Origin of the sequence: Sphingobium sp. B2, from assembly GCF_007693735.1 — a bacterium.
Lineage (GTDB): Bacteria > Pseudomonadota > Alphaproteobacteria > Sphingomonadales > Sphingomonadaceae > Sphingobium > Sphingobium xenophagum.
Genome location: NZ_VDBZ01000001.1, coordinates 1,863,558 through 1,880,375, shown reverse-complemented (window position 1 = coordinate 1,880,375; position 16,818 = coordinate 1,863,558). Strand labels below are relative to the sequence as shown.

The following is a 16,818-nucleotide window of genomic DNA, read 5'->3' as shown; positions in this document are numbered from 1 at the left end:
ATCCTGTGGCACCGCCTGTTCGAGCAGGGCTATGGTTCGCAGCGCTGGCTGACCTACCGGCAGGCGCAGGCATTGGGCGGCAATGTGCGTAAGGGGGAGCAGGGCACGACCGTCTGTTATGCCGACAGGTTCACGCCCAAAGAACAGGACCATGTGCCCCCCGGACCGGATGGCGAACCGCGACAGATTGCCTTTCTCAAACGCTTTACCGTTTTCAACATCGACCAGTGCGAGGGGCTGGACGTGGCAGTATCGGATGACACCATCGCGACATGGAACCCGGCTATCACCATCCCCCGCGCGGAGACGCTGATCGAGGCGACCGGCGCGGATATCCGTATCGGCGGCGGGGAAGCCTATTATGCCCCGCAGGACGATTATATCCGTGTGCCCCGGCCCGAACATTTTCATGAACCCATCAACTGGTATCGCACCGCGCTGCATGAGCTGGGGCACTGGACCGGCCATCGTTCGCGGCTCGACCGACTGCCCGATACCGGTTTTGGCAGTCCCGCCTATGCGCGCGAGGAACTGATCGCCGAAATGGCTAGCGCCTTCCTGTGCGCCGAACTCGGCATCGTGCCGACCGTGCGCCATGCCGATTATCTGGGGGCGTGGCTGGCCGTCCTGCGCGAGGACAGCAAGGCGATCTTCCGCGCCGCCAGTCAGGCCAGCAAGGCCGCCGACTATCTTCTCGATAGCCTCAATGAAGAGGGGGACAACCATGACCGACCATGATCCCGCGCACCATGCAAAGGCGCTGGCGGCCATCGAGAAAGTGCCGCCCAAGGCATATATGGTCTTTTTCGCTAGTCAGGTGGAGGGGCTCACCTATGTCGAGATTGCGCAAAGGGAGGGCATGTCGCTCGAAAAGGTGCAAGATCACATGCTCGAGGCCATCCGGATCATCGTCCGCGAAATGCAATAACATCCTAAATCGCCTTGCCGACTTTCAGGGCTTGGCAAGGCGATGATTTGCCGCGATTCTGCGCGGCATCATGAAGAGGCTCGACGACCCGGAAATAAAATTGCCCGACGCCAAGCGTCGGGAGCTTGGTCATGTCGTCGACATCATCAGGGAGGGCTTTGCCAAGGCCATCCGCCACCGCACCCAGCCGCGCTTTCGCAATGGGCAGATTCTCAAGATCATCCTGTTCGGCAGCTATGCGCGGGGCGACTGGGTCGAGGATCCAGTGGGGCGCTATTTCTCCGACTATGACATTCTCGTCATCGTCGATCATGAAGACCTGACCGACATTGCGGAATTCTGGACCAAGACCGAGGAGCGGCTGCTGGAGGAACTGGCCGAGGGTATGCGGCTGCGCACCCCGGTCGGGCTGGTCTATCACAGCCTTGACGATGTGAACGAGAAGCTGCGCCTTGGCCGCTATTTCTTCATGGATATTTTGCGCGACGGCATCCTGCTGCATGAGGAGCCCGGCCATCCGTTCGTGGAGCCCAAGCGGCTATCGGCAGGGGAGGCGCTCAAGGAAACGCGGGACTATTTTGAGGAATGGTTCGAGAGCGCAAACCGCTTCTTTCAAAATGCGCGCGACAATCAGTCAAAGGGTTGGGCCAAAGAGGCGGCCTTCCTTCTTCACCAAGCATCAGAGCGCCTCTACCATTGCACCTTTCTTGTCCGCACCCTGTACAGTCCCAAGACCCATAATTTGAACCGGTTGCGGACTCAGACCGAACAGCTCGAACCCCGGTTGCGTTCCATCTGGCCGACCGACAGCAAGTTCGAAAAGCGCGCCTATAATCTGTTGCGTGAAGCCTATATCAAGGCACGCTATTCGCGCGAATATGTCATCACCGCCGAGGAACTGGAATGGCTGGCCGAGCGCGTCGCGATGCTGCAGGCGATGGTCGGGTCGCTCTGCAACGCCCGGATCGCGGAACTGGAAGCCGCGCTCACCCCATCACATAGGTCTTGAGCGCGCGCAGATCGCGGGTGATCCATTTGGCGTCGCGCGCGAAATCCTCGTCGGTCATGCCGGGCTGGCGAAACAGCGTCAGCATGACTTCGGCGCCCTCGCCATTGGCTATCACACGCAGCGGAANCCCAAGGCATATATGGTCTTTTTCGCTAGTCAGGTGGAGGGGCTCACCTATGTCGAGATTGCGCAAAGGGAGGGCATGTCGCTCGAAAAGGTGCAAGATCACATGCTCGAGGCCATCCGGATCATCGTCCGCGAAATGCAATAACATCCTAAATCGCCTTGCCGACTTTCAGGGCTTGGCAAGGCGATGATTTGCCGCGATTCTGCGCGGCATCATGAAGAGGCTCGACGACCCGGAAATAAAATTGCCCGACGCCAAGCGTCGGGAGCTTGGTCATGTCGTCGACATCATCAGGGAGGGCTTTGCCAAGGCCATCCGCCACCGCACCCAGCCGCGCTTTCGCAATGGGCAGATTCTCAAGATCATCCTGTTCGGCAGCTATGCGCGGGGCGACTGGGTCGAGGATCCAGTGGGGCGCTATTTCTCCGACTATGACATTCTCGTCATCGTCGATCATGAAGACCTGACCGACATTGCGGAATTCTGGACCAAGACCGAGGAGCGGCTGCTGGAGGAACTGGCCGAGGGTATGCGGCTGCGCACCCCGGTCGGGCTGGTCTATCACAGCCTTGACGATGTGAACGAGAAGCTGCGCCTTGGCCGCTATTTCTTCATGGATATTTTGCGCGACGGCATCCTGCTGCATGAGGAGCCCGGCCATCCGTTCGTGGAGCCCAAGCGGCTATCGGCAGGGGAGGCGCTCAAGGAAACGCGGGACTATTTTGAGGAATGGTTCGAGAGCGCAAACCGCTTCTTTCAAAATGCGCGCGACAATCAGTCAAAGGGTTGGGCCAAAGAGGCGGCCTTCCTTCTTCACCAAGCATCAGAGCGCCTCTACCATTGCACCTTTCTTGTCCGCACCCTGTACAGTCCCAAGACCCATAATTTGAACCGGTTGCGGACTCAGACCGAACAGCTCGAACCCCGGTTGCGTTCCATCTGGCCGACCGACAGCAAGTTCGAAAAGCGCGCCTATAATCTGTTGCGTGAAGCCTATATCAAGGCACGCTATTCGCGCGAATATGTCATCACCGCCGAGGAACTGGAATGGCTGGCCGAGCGCGTCGCGATGCTGCAGGCGATGGTCGGGTCGCTCTGCAACGCCCGGATCGCGGAACTGGAAGCCGCGCTCACCCCATCACATAGGTCTTGAGCGCGCGCAGATCGCGGGTGATCCATTTGGCGTCGCGCGCGAAATCCTCGTCGGTCATGCCGGGCTGGCGAAACAGCGTCAGCATGACTTCGGCGCCCTCGCCATTGGCTATCACACGCAGCGGAATATGGACCTCCTGATCGTCCCCCGTCTCCACGAAATGGTCCATCACTCCATGGTCGTTATGCGGGGTGAAACGGATCGTCACAGGACCGTCGGGACCATCGGCAAGCCATCCGGTCCCGCCCCGGCGAAGATCGGATTCGGTGAGGCCCGACGCCCATTTGGGGAATATCTCCGGTCGCCAGATCGCTTCATAGAGCGCCTTCCAGTTGCGATCGATCGATATGCTGTAGGTACGCGCGGGAAGCATGATGCCATCTCCTTTATGGGACTGGCGCTGTAGCGCCTCGGTCGCCCTCTGTCATTGCGGCAGGCTGACCCACAGCAGCAGATGCCTATCGATTCGCCGGGTGGATTCTGCCGCCACCCGATCGCCTGGAAAGGGCCGCCCTTCGGCTGATTCGAGCGAGCGCATTCGCGAAGCTCATGCGAAGCAACGACGCACGCCTGAAAGCGTAATTGTAATGCACCGTACGCACGGGTGCTGCGAGAAAATTACACAACAAAATCAGTACATTGAACGGATTTTGGCAGACATCTCCCTTGGCACTGTTTGGTGCCGTTGACGCCGATTGGCAGCCAAAAAAATTCAAGTCGTTGATTTTCCTTGGCAACATTTGACGCCCCACCAATCTTTTGACTTCCTTGGCTGCCGCGGCATCCCACCCTTTACCAGCGGCAGACAGCGGCATACATTTCCTCTGCTTCATCACGCTGGCCAGGCATCCAAATGATAGGATAGCTTATGGCTAGAATTACGATACGCCTTGAAGATGATCTCCATGATCAGCTTTTGTACCGCGCTGCGCGTGCAGGAATGCCCTGTGCTTCCATGATCCGGCTCATGCTCAGGAAACTTGCACTGCCGGAAACCACGTTCAGAATGTTGCGCACGCCGGGCGAGGAGTTGCTTGTCACCGTCCTCCAGATGCGGGAACTCATCCACGCTGATCTAGCCCGGCGATCGCCGGAGTGTGGATCGGCGTGCAAAAAGGACCCCGTTAGCGGGGTGATCGGCGTCTAAAAGGGACCCCTCATTTCGATGGTTTAAGCAGCCGGCTGGATTTTCAGGCGGCGAGATCGGGATGTTGATTTTGGAGACAGTGGTTCGGATTCGGCGCGAGTATGCCGGCGGCAAGGCGATCAAGGCGATCGCGCGGGATTTGCATGTGTCGCGGAAGGTGATCCGCAAGGCGATCCGGGCGCCGGAAGGCGCATTCGACTATCAGCGCAAGGTTCAGCCACTGCCTAGGATCGGGCCGTTTCAGGATCGCCTGAACACACTGCTGGAAGAGAACGAGGTGCGCGGCAGGCGCGAGCGACTGCGGATGACGCGGATACATGATCTGCTGGAGCGCGAAGGTTTTGAGGGTTCCTACGATGCCGTTCGGCGCTACGCGGCGCGCTGGAAGGCCGACCGGCGCAAGGATGCCGGCGATGGTGTCACCGCCTTCATCCCGCTGATGTTCAAGCCGGGCGAGGCCTACCAGTTCGACTGGAGCCATGAGGATGTGGAGATCGCCGGCAAGCCGATGCGCGTGAAGGTTGCGCATATGCGGCTGTGTGCATCGCGGGCGGTCTATGTCCGGGCCTATCCGCGCGAGAGTCAGGAGATGCTGTTCGACGCGCATGCGCGCGGCTTTGCTTTCTTCGGCGGCGTGCCGGGCCGCGGCATCTACGATAATATGAAGACGGCGGTGACGAGCGTGTTCACGGGGAAGGAGCGGGTCTTCAACCGGCGGTTCCTGATCATGACCGACCATTATATGGTCGAGCCCACCGCCTGCTCGCCGGCGGCGGGATGGGAGAAGGGCCAGGTCGAGAACCAGGTGCAGACGATCCGGGGCCGCTTCTTCCAACCCCGGTTGCGGTTCGCCAGCCTCGACGAGCTCAATGGCTGGCTGGAGGCCGAGTGCCAGCGCTGGGCGGAACGACAGGCACACCCGGAACAGGGCGAGCTGACCGTGGCGCAGGCGCTGGAGATCGAGCGATCGGCACTGCAGCCGATGCTGGGACCGTTCGACGGCTTTAACGAGAGCGAGCATGCGGTGACGGGCACCTGCCTGATCAGCTTCGATCGCAACCGCTACTCGGTTCTCTCGACGGTGGCGCGGCGGACGGTGCAGGTCCGGGCCTATGCCGACCGCATTGTCGTGCGCTGCGGCGAGGAGGTTGTCGCCGAGCATCCCCGCTACTTCGGGCGCAACCGCACGATCTATGACCCCTGGCATTATCTGCCGGTACTGGCCCGCAAGCCCGGAGCGCTGCGGAACGGCGCGCCCTTCCAGGACTGGGATCTGCCGCCGGCGCTGGCGCGCCTGCGCCGCAAGCTTGGCAATGGCGACGATGCCGACCGCCGGTTCGTCCGTGTGCTGTCGGCCGTGCTGACCGATGGTCTGGAGCCGGTCGAAGCGGCCGTCCGCGAGGCATTGGCGACCGGCACGGCGAGCGACGACCTGATCCTCAACATCCTGGCGCGGCGCCGCGAACCGCCGCGACCGCTCACCATCATCACCTCCGAAGACAGCGCCTTGCGCCATCCGCCGATCGCCGACTGCGCCCGTTACGACCAGCTGAGGACCTTCGATGCAGCGGCATGACATGATCGAGGCGATGCGCGGGCTTGGGCTCAAGGGCATGGCGGGCGCGTTCGACGATGCGGTCACCACCGGCCTTCAGCGCCAGCGCACCACGATGGAGATACTGACCGACCTTCTGCGCGCGGAAGCAACACATCGCCATGCTGCCTCGATCCGATACCGGATGGCGGCCGCCCGGCTGCCGGTCGTGAAGGATATCGATGCGTTCCGGTTCGAGGGCACGCCGATCAACGAGGGGCTGGTGCGTTCGCTGCACAGTGGCGCGTTCCTGCCCGCTCGGCGCAACATCGTCCTGGTCGGCGGCACGGGCACCGGCAAAACCCACCTGGCCATCGCCATCGCCGCCAATGTCGTTCGCTCGGGTGCGCGAGGCCGCTACTTCAACACCGTCGATCTGGTGACCCGCCTCGAAGAGGAGGCCAGGATCGGCAAGAGCGGCGCTCTCGCCGCCCAGCTATCCCGCCTCGACCTGATCGTGCTCGACGAACTGGGATATCTGCCGTTCGCCCGCTCGGGCGGCCAGTTGCTGTTCCACCTGATCAGCAAGCTCTACGAGCAGACCAGCGTCATCATCACCACCAACCTCGCGTTCGGCGAATGGCCCACCGTGTTCGGCGATCCCAAGATGACCACCGCGCTCCTTGATCGCGTCACCCACCATTGCGACATCGTCGAGACCGGCAATGACAGCTGGCGCTTCAAAAACCGCAGCTGATCGCCCCCACCGACCTCCGATTAAAAGATGCTTTGCGCTGCGCGCGCCTCCGGTCGGGCTCCGCCCTCCCTACGCCGCGCGCAGCGCAAAGGCGCGTGTCCGATCAACCTTGCGCCATCGTGAAAGGGGGTCCCTTTTGCGCGCCGATAGGGGGTCCCGTTTGCACGCCGATTGACATCGCCGGAGACGCTCGAGCTGGGCATGGACTGCGCGAAAGCGGTCCTGCGGGATCATGGTCTGCTCGAAGAGGGGTGAGCTGAAAGGCGCCTTCCTTTCGCAGGGAAGGGCCGAGCGACATTCTTTTCCTCGAAATGACACCTTCGCCTATTCGCCGGATCGATCCGGTTACCCCTTATTTAGCAGGATGACCATCACATGGTTCACATCATCAAGACACGCCGAAAGACGCAAATTCCTCCTGTTGAGGCTGATGAGGCTCTGCGGATCGACAGGACTGAAACTCTTACGGTTCGTATCCCGGAAGCGGTGCGCATGACAGGGATCGGCCGGTCCAAGCTGTATGAACTGATACAGTCCGGCGACATCGGCATCGTGAAGATCGGCGCTTCGACACTCATACCGGTAGACAGCTTGCGGGATCTGATCGCTCGAAACAGGCGGCAGTAAGATATCCGGTGCGGTGAGCAACTGCTGGCCCACCAGTTCGCCAGTCTGGGTCGCCGGCGCACGATTTGTGACCGGCAACCTTTGGGACTTTGTGGTCATTCCGCTATGGAAGAACTGATCGCGGTTAGCCGACATTCACGATGCTGCGCTGAGATTGCTGTGCGCCCGGCTCGAAGCAAGGAACGTCAGCGGCGTGCCACAGCAAAGTAGCTCTCTCCGGTCCCCGAGACTGCGGCGGTCGATCGATAAAGGTCACTCGCCTGTGCTGCTGGTGCTGAGCGGAAGTCGTGCCTTGGCGGGCTGCCGACGATGCGCCAGTATCCAAACCCCTGATCGAGCAGGACAAGGGCTATGCGCCCGTCTGCGTACTCCAACTCGAGCTTGCGTCCGTGGAAGGCGCTATCGATAACCTCGACTACAACATCCAGACCAAGCCTCTCGCCGAGATACTGCGCCACATCCTTCCGGTCGCCCTCATGATCCCAGTCGTTAAAAATCCGATATGGCACCCGGTCTTTCTTCAACGGCTGTACGACGACGTTGACTTCAACCACGCCACCGGCTTTCAGTTCTGCGGCAAGATTTTCGCAGGTCCGCAGAAACAGAAGCATGGGTAGCGGGGCATTGAGATAGCGGTCCGAATAGGAAATTCTGACAAGCTGGCCCGGATGCCAGATGCCTGCGGCTTCCATCTGCTGCTTCAGTTTTGCGCCAAAGCGCTTGCCAAACTGGCCTATCGGGCATTGGCCAAATCCAAGCATGACCTCAACCTTGTCACCGGGAGCAACTTGGCGCTCGAGGTCAACGGCAGCGATCAAAGTGAAAGGCGTCGGCGGAGTAATGCTGCCGGCAACGACCGCATGGGTTTCGCCAACGCCCCATCGTTCACCAGGCTGCGCTGCATTCGCATCGCGTGAAAAGAAGGCTTTGGCTCCGTTAGAGGAGATCAGTTCTGCCAGGCGACAATTCCCGAAGGGACCGCTTTCAGCCTGTCCCAGACCAAGTCGGAAATCATTGCGCACTGCCGCATCGCGCAAGAACCGGCGTTCCACTTCTGCCAGGTTATCGAACGATTTGTGGGACAGAACGAGCGTCATCGGCACGCCTCGGGCGGAGGCAGACGAGAAAAACGACCGCATCTTGATCGAGGATAGTTCGGCGAGGTCAAAAGCCTCCGGCGGAAATACCGTTACGCTATCTCCGCTGCGGGCGCGCAGCAGAATTGTGTTGGCTGCATCGTTGACAGCTTTGGCGTCTGCAACGGCTCGGTCTTCCTCAGGCAACTCGGCATTCTTCTCGAGGAAGGCATGCACAGCGATCAAGGCTGCTCGCCGGTCAAGTTGGCCTTGCTGTTTGTAGAGATCTGCGGCCAGCACACAGGCCGAGCAGCCCATTTCACATTCTTTGGGGCAATCGAGAACATGAGAAGCCCGCTCAAAAACATGATAGATATCGTCGAGCAGCCGCGGTGTGTATCCGGCACCGCCAGATGCCTCGTCAAACAGATAGATCGAAGGTGTCTTGCGGCCCAACTGGCCATCCCTCGCAGCTACAGCGATCCCCAGTTCGCGCGGCTCAATCCCGAGCCAGCGAGCGAGACTTTCGCGCAATGCTGCCCCGAGCGCCCAGGCAGCACCGTCGTTTTCAAGCCCTGGCACTTGGATCTCGACCACGTCGGTCAGAACCTCGTGTCCCAGAGCCAAGGGGCGCGTAATCGCGTATCCCTGATCGTTGCCCGGACAGCGATCAATCGCCTTCTTGTCGTGCGGCGTAAGCGGCCTGTGATCCTTGAGAGCATCTGTGCCCGCTTCTCCGGCTCGTCCGCACTCAAGGCAAATCTCGTAGCCCTTGTCGTTTGGTCCGCGCGAATGGTGGTAGATGTAACCATCGTGCGAAGCACGGATACGTCCACTTTCCGGCTGCAGAAGGGGCTGCCACAAGGCGTCCCCGACGCTGACCTTTGGTGATTTGGGCTCGATGTAGACCGCTTGGTCGGTGTCGGCATGGGGCTGCGTGTTCCAGTCAACCCTGAAACCGGCGGGCTCGAGGAATTGCTCCGTCTTGACGTTCGGATCGCCGCAATGGTCGCAACGCTCAGGCATTTGATGATCGGAGCCGGCCCCGCCGCATTGATCGCACCACCAAGCCCAGCGCAAATTTTGCGGCTCTCGCTGGCCGCTATCAATCGGGCTCAACCAATTGAGCGTTACGCCGGCCGACTTCCAGACGAGGCCATCAACCACAACCTCGGCACCTGGAGCATATTCACGGATTGCAATGTCGGCATTGCGAGTTGGGCATTCATAGCGGCGATCTCGCGTACCCTCCTCGTCCGAGCGATGGCGATCCTGCGCCTTCTGGGTCTCAGCGCACAAGGTATCGAAGGGAACAACGGCTGTAGGAAACCCGCTTCCCGGGATCAGTGAACGATTTGCCAGCTCCTTGAGCAGGAACTCCTTGCACAGGCGCCGCGCCTGGAACTCGATTGCCTTCTTTGCGGGACCTTCCAGCGCATCTGCATCGTCCTTCAGGCGCTTCCAGGTCCGTCGGAAGCTTGCGGCCTCCTGTTCGAACATCACAGCCGTGTGCTCACGGATCGCGGTGTCGAATTCGAGACCAGTACCCTTCAGCAGGCGTTTGAGCCCAGCGTCTGTGTTTGCAGCAGTAGTGGGCAGTCGAACCCATTCGCAGAAGGCGTCCACGGGCGGCAGCCCTTCGAAAGATCGAAGGTCGGCGCGGCAGCCGAAGAAGTCGCCCGTCTTGGTCCGGGCGAACTCGCCATCCACCTCTCGGAACCATTGAGCGAGCAGATAGGCATTCGCGTGGCGCAGAGCAATCCGGTCCGAATCCAGAGACACGCGCGGCGATGCGAGCTTGCGGGCGAGGTAGCTGGCAGGATCGGCGAACGTTTCCAGGTCGAGCGGGGTGTTGCGTGCGAGCGTCAGGCTCGTCGAAAACCCTTGGCCCCGTCGTCCCGCTCGACCGGCGCGCTGGTTATAGTTGGCAATCGAGGGCGGAACGTTGGTCATCAGGACCGCCTCAATCGAGCCAATATCGACGCCCATTTCCATCGTCGTCGAGCAGGCAAGGAGGTTGATGTCGCCTTGCTTGAACTGCTCCTCGAAATCCCGCAGCCGGTGTGGAGGCTGCTGCGCGCTATGTTCTTCGGCGCGCAGATAGGGCGTCGCTCGCGCCGCTTGGTCATGGATATCGGTCCATAGACGCTGGCCGCGAAGAGAGCGGACCAACTCGTTATCGGCCAGCCAGTCGGCCAGCCTTTGCTTGGCTTCGGAATTGAGCGGCCGGGTATGCGGCAGCTTCGGGAATTCGACTTCCGCGACCACCTTGCCGTCGAACCTTCCGGTTCCCGTGGTGACACGGTTTGGCGAACGACCGAACACGAGCCGGGGCAGCACCCGCCGCGTAAGCGGGCATTGCCAGGTCTTGGTCACGGCTTCGATCTCCGCGGCCTTCTCCAGGCGCAAACTGAATGTGCCGCCGACACCGGAGAGAAGCGGCGCCATGTGTTCCCACGCTGTGCGAAGGAGTTGATTGATTTCGTGGCGATCGCGCGGCTCCGAGATATCCAAACCCAGGGCGGTAGCAAGAAGGAGGACGGAGTCTGGCTGGCGGCCCTTCGTGTTGACCGAGGGCCAAAAGAGATCTCGCTTCGCTCCGGGCGGCTGGTCGGGACCAATAACGTTCCTCGGCCGGGCCCTACCGGGCATCCAACGAGCGTCGCCGTCGTCTACGTCCAACGCAAAATAGCTTCGGAGATAGTCGGCCATGAAATACAGGAAGTCGCGCCAGTCCTCGATTGAGTAACCTTTTGCTGCAACGGCCTCGGGCAGCTTTTCTTTGCCGATCCGCTCGATATCGGGGAAACACAAGCGTGCAAGACCCAGCGTTTCCATGGCGTTGGCGTTACGCGGTCTGCGCGCAAGTTCACGCAGCATCATGAAGCGCGCGAGCGCTTCGCGATTGTCATGATAGCGCTCGCTGCGATCAAGGTCCCAGACCTTGGCCATCATGCCGATCGTCGGCTCCGAGGCTAGAGCCGATACCAGCTCCTTCCACGCAACGCCGGCTGCCCTGCCGCCGTTAAGCTCGGCGTCGATCTTGGCGATGTCGTCCTTGAACGAAGGCATTTCATCGACAAGGCTCGCGAGCTTTGTACGCTTCTGGATTAGTTCCTGCCGCTTTTCCTCGGGGAGATCGCTGCCTTGCGCCGCCTTCTGCACTGCATGGTAGATGAACCCGCGAACAAATCCGCGCTCACCGTTGGTCTCGATATTGGCGGCAAACCGAGCCGTGCCCTGTCTGCTATCGGAGAAGCTGATGAGCTGGCGACCATCGAAAGGCAAAGCATGCTCTGTCTGGTGCGGTGAAACACCCTCCAGTAGGATTGGCGCTGCATTCTGGGTCAGGAACGGCGTGCCAAAACGGAAAGACAGCATCGCAGGCCTTCCGTGGCGCTTGTTGCTGAGGCACGCAGGGCAGCGACCCTCGTTCAATTGAGTCAGCTGGAATTGGCCCGCGCCATCGTTCAATTCGCCGCTGATGAGATCAAATCCAACAGGCGTCGATTGGCACTGCACATTGATAGCGATCAGACGCGGATGCCCGATGCCATCAGGTTGCCGCTCGTCCTCCTCGTCATCCTCATGGTCGCGATCGCGGTAGCTGTTTTCGCGAAACTCGTCGGTGTCTTGATCGCTTCGCCGCGGCAAGACCCTGTCACCCAGATCGTCCGCAGGCAAGAACGGCTCGCCACAATCCGGGCAGCTTTGGACCTCAAACACAAGCGACTGGCAGTGCGGGCAACTGTCTTTCTGATCAAACAGGACGGGTCCAAACGGCCAGCCCTCCGGCCGTGTGCCTCCAGTGCAGTCCGAGTTAATGCAGGTCCACAGGCCAGGAATCGCGCGCGTGAAACTGTGCGCGCGCATCGGCAGGACCGGCCTGGCCTCGTTGGCATTGTGCGCAGACAGGTCGAGCAGGATTTTTTCGGCAGACGTCGTCACAGACGACAGCGACGAGATGGTCTGCGGCTTCTTTTCGAGCATCTCGGCCACCACGCGGGCCGCCGGATCGTCTGATGCAGTCAGCACCTTCGAAAGGTCCACCGGTTGCGGCTTGCCGATCACAACATGGGTGCGATCGAGAGGAACGCCGGCGATATCGGAGAGAAACCTCTGGAGCGAAGCAACCGCCTCCGCGTCATCCGCCGAACCTATCGTGGCTGAGGTTGCCACAAATCGGACCTGATCGGGCGTCACATCGAACGCATTCATGACGCGTCGGAGCAACAGGGACAGCTCCGCAGCGGCTGAACCGATGTAACTGTGCGCCTCGTCGATCACGATCCAACGCAGCTTGCCCCGAGATGCATCGAGTATCTGACGGTCCTCACGACGGATCGTCATGTACTCCAGCATCGTCTGGTTCGTGACGAGGATGGGTGGCGGATTTGCGCGAAGGGTTTCGCGGTAGAGAACTTGATGCGGGATGTCGTGCTCAGCCTTGTCGCGGCTTGATTTCCGCGCCGTTCCCATCAGCCCATTATAGAGTCCGAAGCGTACATCGCCGGTCAGCGGTTTCGTCCAGGCCGTGAGACGCTTCTCCTGGCTCGCGATCAGCGCATTGAGCGGATACAGCATGAGGGCCCTCACGCCCGTCAGCTGGCCCTCTGCTTCAGACGCGCGGACCAGGTCATCGAGCAGCGGCACGAGGAAACACTCGGTTTTGCCAGAACCGGTTCCACTGGAGACCAACACGGATTGAGGGTCGGCACTGCTCAGCAGCTCCCAAGTGCTCAGCTGGTGGGCGTAAGCCGGATAGTCGAACCGCAATTCCTTATCCGGCGTTTGCGTGATCGCTTCAATCGTGCGGGGATGGAGCAGCGAGGCTAGTTCATCAGGGCTTTTGCCGGACGAAACATAGCCCGGCGCGGCCTGAAAGAGCTGTTCCGACAGCAGAGCACCCTTTGAGGGATCGGTGCTGGCAAGATTGTGGCGAAGGAAAGCGTTCAGACCCTCATGCCTGATGCCTGCCCGCGACACGACCGCTTCTGCGAGGCCGCCCCGCAAGCGCCGATGGACATCCATCGGCGACAGACGTGCAGGCTGGGGCATATTGTTAGTGGTCATTCTTAAGCTCCGTGAGGGCGTAGCCATAGGCCTTGGCAAAGTATGCAGGATGACGTCGCTCGACGTCTTTCACCGTGAGAATCTGTCCCTTGTCGAGTGTGATCCGCCCCATAGCCGCCAAGGCTGCCACAAACGGTGCATGAAAGACCCGCATGAGGGATTCGAGAAAATTTTCCTTTGGGAGCAGATCGTGGAAGGCGGGACGGAAAGGGTTGAAGCCGCCAGCGTCCGTGCTGATGCCCTCGCTGGTATGGTCGGTGAAGTGACTGCGCACGTCCTCCCAGCTCGCCGGCGAAAAATCACGACAAATCAGCGGGGCTAGCTGCGGTGCGCGCGCTGCGATTTCATTCTGGCGCTCAGTGAGCCTCGTTAACGCCCATTGGGGATCGTCCAGCCGGGAAACGAGATAGTGTCCTTGGGCCTGGAAAGCAGCATCCCATGCGCCGTAAGGCAAAAGGACCCAGCTCGAACAAAGCCCGTCGAACAATTCGAGAATGGTCGACAAGTGCTGCTCTTCACAGCGGTACAGCAACAGGGGGGCAAGTGCACCGGCGTGTATCAGTTTGCTGAAGATCTCGAATGTCTGTGGTGGGAGCCCATTGAGCGACAAGGCCAGCTTCATGACGACCTGGATCGTCTGACTGGCCTCGGCCGTCGTCGGATCATGAGCTATTTCGCCGACGAGGGACTGCAGGTCCTCTTGCGCCCGAACGAATGGCTGGGCCATGGCCCGGCCAAGTCGATGCTGCGGAACTTCGTGATCCGGATCGCCTGAAACAAATTTGGGCCGAGTGAGGACGCGGGAGCCCTCGCGGAGATAGACAAGCCAATCACCTTTGAGGCGCGGCAGGTGAATCAGCTGGCCTCCAAGGCCACTCTGCAGACCGTCGTAACTACCAAATTCGAGCTCTTTCTCGGGAGCCCCAAGGGAGCGGCCGCACACCCGAACATCCTCACCGACTATCGCGGTTCTCGGACGGAGCCCTCCGTTTGGCTCCCACTCGAGGGTGTTTCCAAATTCCGTGACATACCAGTGGTCATTGCTCCCGTTGTGAAAATCAAGCCTGACCTGAGCGTCGATGCCAAGGGGGCGCATCAGGGCTGCAATATCCGTTCGCAGTGCCGACAGGCCAAGTTCCCCATCGATTCGCCAGTCGGCGTCCAGCGCAGCACCCGCATGATGGGCCACTTCACCCATCAGGATCGAAGTCGAGGGCACGCGTGCCACTGTGTCACGCAGATCGGCAAGGCCAAGAACTGCGTCGCGAGGCAGGAGGTCTCCGCCCCACGTTGTGAGCCATTCCTTCGATTGGAGCGGAACCTTCAGGTCGAATGCTGAAGCCTGAGCGGGAGCCAGGCGTAAGGTCAGCAAAGCTCGGCGCGGTGGATCAATCATGATCCTCCAGCTGTGCTGCGAACTGGGCGTTTCCTCGCCGAGCACAGCGTCCGCGTCCCAACCGCTCAGTTCAATATCGGCATAGGTCCCGTTGCTCCGCTGTGTCAGCTCAAAAGCAGCGGGCAATACGAACGCAGTCAGTCGATCGCGCAAATGGCCTGTTGATCCATCGAGCCAAGCGAATTCACACAACCCTGGCCCCGCAGCGGCCAAGTCCTCAGACCAGCTACGTTGACCCGCAAACCGCCAACGAACCTCTCCCCGGGATGCGACCCGGTGAGAAAGGCCATCTGACACCTGAGCATGGAGCGGGTGCTTGAAGAGCTGATCGCCGTCAGGCGACTGCACTCCGAAAACTGAATTGGCCAAGATCGAGAGACTGTCTTTGCGGTCCGCACTCTGCCCGGTTCGCACAAGGAAGCTGTCACCAATGCTCTTCTGAGCTATAATTGTGCCCGCGCACCGATAAAGACGGCGCCCTGGCGCGAAGGCAAAATCTTCGACCTCGATCTCGGCGTTGCCGTCCTTTCCTCGGACCGACCAGTCCTCTGGAACATCAATAAGAACAGGCTCCGCTTTGTAGGCGCCGGATCCTTGGCCGATGAGAGCAAAGGCTGTGTGCTGGGCATTTGTGCTGCGGCGTTCAAATACACGAAGCCCACCGCGCACGGGCTTGCCTCCGGGCAGTGTGAAGCTGCGCGCCAGCCGATCTCCGCGTGCATGAAATTCGGCCGTAACCGGAAGGTCGAATGGAAACTCGATTGCAGCTTCGCTCCGCATCGGTCTTGCGATCCAGCGGTTTGCATCTTCGTGCTCGAGGTAAGCAAGTCTGCCGGAGATGCGGTCTGCCAAACCATCGGAGGGCTGGAGGAATACGCGAATGTGATTGCCGGGCGAAAGCAGCTGGTCCTTATCGTCCCATCGTCCGTCGAGATGGAAATCGAGGCATTCACGCCATTCTTCGCCATGTTGGGAAATCAGCCGGCCAATGCGAATGCTGCCGCTGCTGGAGAGTTTTTTTGCTTCCAGCAGCGTATCGATCAGACCCGCCGCCGCCCCGTCCAAGGTCATTGGCAATTCATCGCGCCAGTCCTCGTAGGCCTGGTCAAGGCGCGCCGAGTACGGACGACCGTCGGCGGGTACTTCCTTGTCAGCGAATACCCGCAACTCCACAATTTTGAGCGCCAGCTCGCCGCAGATCGCGTACATTTCCTGGCTGCGCCAGATTGTCGGCAGCAGGTATTCGTTGCGCTCACAGGTGGCGACTGCTGTGCCGATGTCCTGCGCGTCTGAGCCTAGAAGCTCGCCAACAGCCCGTTCGAGAAACTTTCTTGGCCAGCTTGCTCCGCTCGCCATCGCGGCGGCCGGGAATCCGCCCTGACGCGCCAGGTTGGATAGCCGTTGATTGCCGTGGGCCGTAATAAGCGGCTCGATACCCCAGGCGCGAAACCCCTGGTCGGCCAGATCACGCCATTCACCCTGCGAAAGCCGCAGCTCGAGTACCGTCTCAATGTCAGACCAGCGTTGGACGCCGCCCTGATATGATCGCCGAAACCAGTCTGCGGCCCACAGCACAAAGGCTGGTGCCAGTGATGGACGTTGCCAGTCAGACGGGAGGCCGGAAGATAACTTCTTCTCCATGCGCTCGAACATTCCGGGCGCAAGCTTGTAGCGGTAAAGCGGCAGGCCGGTTGGCCGCGGCAAGCCCAGTTCGGCGCTTGCTTTGCCCAAGGGATGAGGACCCGTATCTGCGGCTCTGGCCAGCTGGATCGCTCGGATCATCAGAAGACGCGAACCACCGGTCGCCTGAATCGCGTCCGCAATCTTACGCAGCTGAGCAGGATCGTTGCGCGCAGCTTCGATTTCAGCCTTGAAATCGCGTTCCTGCATTGCTGAATCGCCCCCTGTAACTGCATTATCGCCCGGTAACGGGCGTTACCCACCGTGCGCTAACCATCATTGAACATTGCTTTATAATCAATGATGGAGGA

General features: G+C 60.4%; 11 protein-coding genes. 8 read left to right on the top strand and 3 right to left on the bottom strand.

Going from position 1 to position 16,818, the window contains the following annotated elements; genetic code table 11:
• From FE851_RS09025 to FE851_RS09005, 5 genes are all read left to right on the top strand, one after another.
• A partial coding sequence (locus tag FE851_RS09025; RefSeq protein WP_145204278.1) for an ArdC family protein occupies positions 1-738 on the top strand: 738 nt, incomplete at its 5' end.
• Complete coding sequence (locus tag FE851_RS26065; protein ID WP_186378789.1) at positions 725-928, top strand: sigma factor-like helix-turn-helix DNA-binding protein; 204 nt, start codon at positions 725-727, stop codon at positions 926-928. The genes FE851_RS09025 and FE851_RS26065, both read left to right, overlap by 14 nt.
• Before the next feature lie 70 nt (positions 929-998).
• Positions 999-1,937, top strand: coding sequence for a HEPN domain-containing protein (locus tag FE851_RS09015; RefSeq protein ID WP_145201781.1), 939 nt, complete (start codon positions 999-1,001; stop codon positions 1,935-1,937).
• Between the two features lie 139 nt (positions 1,938-2,076).
• The gene (locus FE851_RS26700) at positions 2,077-2,208 is read left to right on the top strand and encodes a hypothetical protein (protein WP_261370884.1); all 132 of its coding nucleotides are present in this window, start codon (positions 2,077-2,079) and stop codon (positions 2,206-2,208) included.
• 70 nt (positions 2,209-2,278) lie between these two features.
• Positions 2,279-3,217 carry a HEPN domain-containing protein gene (locus tag FE851_RS09005; protein ID WP_145201781.1) on the top strand — a complete coding sequence of 313 codons (939 nt, stop codon included), beginning with the start codon at positions 2,279-2,281 and terminating at the stop codon, positions 3,215-3,217.
• Here FE851_RS09005 and FE851_RS09000 read toward each other — a convergent pair.
• Positions 3,195-3,590 carry a polyketide cyclase gene (locus FE851_RS09000; protein WP_145201778.1) on the bottom strand — a complete coding sequence of 132 codons (396 nt, stop codon included), beginning with the start codon at positions 3,588-3,590 and terminating at the stop codon, positions 3,195-3,197. The two genes, FE851_RS09005 and FE851_RS09000, sit on opposite strands and share 23 nt — an antisense overlap.
• 835 nt (positions 3,591-4,425) lie before the next feature.
• On the opposite strand from FE851_RS09000, the gene istA reads away from it, so the two are divergent.
• The 3 genes from istA (at position 4,426) to FE851_RS08985 (ending at position 7,282) form a co-directional block, all read left to right on the top strand.
• Positions 4,426-5,940, top strand: coding sequence for an IS21 family transposase (gene istA, locus FE851_RS08995; protein WP_041378971.1), 1,515 nt, complete (start codon positions 4,426-4,428; stop codon positions 5,938-5,940).
• On the top strand, positions 5,927-6,655 hold the full coding sequence (istB, locus tag FE851_RS08990; protein ID WP_011950403.1) for an IS21-like element helper ATPase IstB: 729 nt from the start codon (positions 5,927-5,929) through the stop codon (positions 6,653-6,655). Before istA ends, istB begins: the two co-directional genes overlap by 14 nt.
• A 375-nt stretch (positions 6,656-7,030) precedes the next feature.
• Positions 7,031-7,282: a helix-turn-helix domain-containing protein gene (locus FE851_RS08985; protein ID WP_130754965.1), complete on the top strand. Its 252-nt coding sequence runs from the start codon at positions 7,031-7,033 to the stop codon at positions 7,280-7,282.
• Between the two features lie 185 nt (positions 7,283-7,467).
• Here the strand turns inward: FE851_RS08985 and FE851_RS08980 are convergent, their stop codons facing one another.
• Complete coding sequence (locus tag FE851_RS08980) at positions 7,468-13,431, bottom strand: DEAD/DEAH box helicase (protein WP_186378788.1); 5,964 nt, start codon at positions 13,429-13,431, stop codon at positions 7,468-7,470.
• On the bottom strand, positions 13,421-16,717 hold the full coding sequence (locus FE851_RS08975; RefSeq protein WP_145201772.1) for an STY4851/ECs_5259 family protein: 3,297 nt from the start codon (positions 16,715-16,717) through the stop codon (positions 13,421-13,423). The genes FE851_RS08980 and FE851_RS08975 overlap by 11 nt, the downstream gene beginning before the upstream one ends.
• Between the last annotated feature and the right edge of the window lie 101 nt (positions 16,718-16,818).

Coding starts and splice junctions, on each gene's coding strand:
- FE851_RS26065 (WP_186378789.1), top strand. CDS start 725: ATGACCGACCATGATCCCGCGCACCATGCAAAGGCGCTGGCGGCCATC.
- FE851_RS09015 (WP_145201781.1), top strand. CDS start 999: ATGAAGAGGCTCGACGACCCGGAAATAAAATTGCCCGACGCCAAGCGT.
- FE851_RS26700 (WP_261370884.1), top strand. CDS start 2,077: ATGGTCTTTTTCGCTAGTCAGGTGGAGGGGCTCACCTATGTCGAGATT.
- FE851_RS09005 (WP_145201781.1), top strand. CDS start 2,279: ATGAAGAGGCTCGACGACCCGGAAATAAAATTGCCCGACGCCAAGCGT.
- FE851_RS09000 (WP_145201778.1), bottom strand. CDS start 3,590: ATGCTTCCCGCGCGTACCTACAGCATATCGATCGATCGCAACTGGAAG.
- istA (WP_041378971.1), top strand. CDS start 4,426: ATGTTGATTTTGGAGACAGTGGTTCGGATTCGGCGCGAGTATGCCGGC.
- istB (WP_011950403.1), top strand. CDS start 5,927: ATGCAGCGGCATGACATGATCGAGGCGATGCGCGGGCTTGGGCTCAAG.
- FE851_RS08985 (WP_130754965.1), top strand. CDS start 7,031: ATGGTTCACATCATCAAGACACGCCGAAAGACGCAAATTCCTCCTGTT.
- FE851_RS08980 (WP_186378788.1), bottom strand. CDS start 13,431: ATGACCACTAACAATATGCCCCAGCCTGCACGTCTGTCGCCGATGGAT.
- FE851_RS08975 (WP_145201772.1), bottom strand. CDS start 16,717: ATGCAGGAACGCGATTTCAAGGCTGAAATCGAAGCTGCGCGCAACGAT.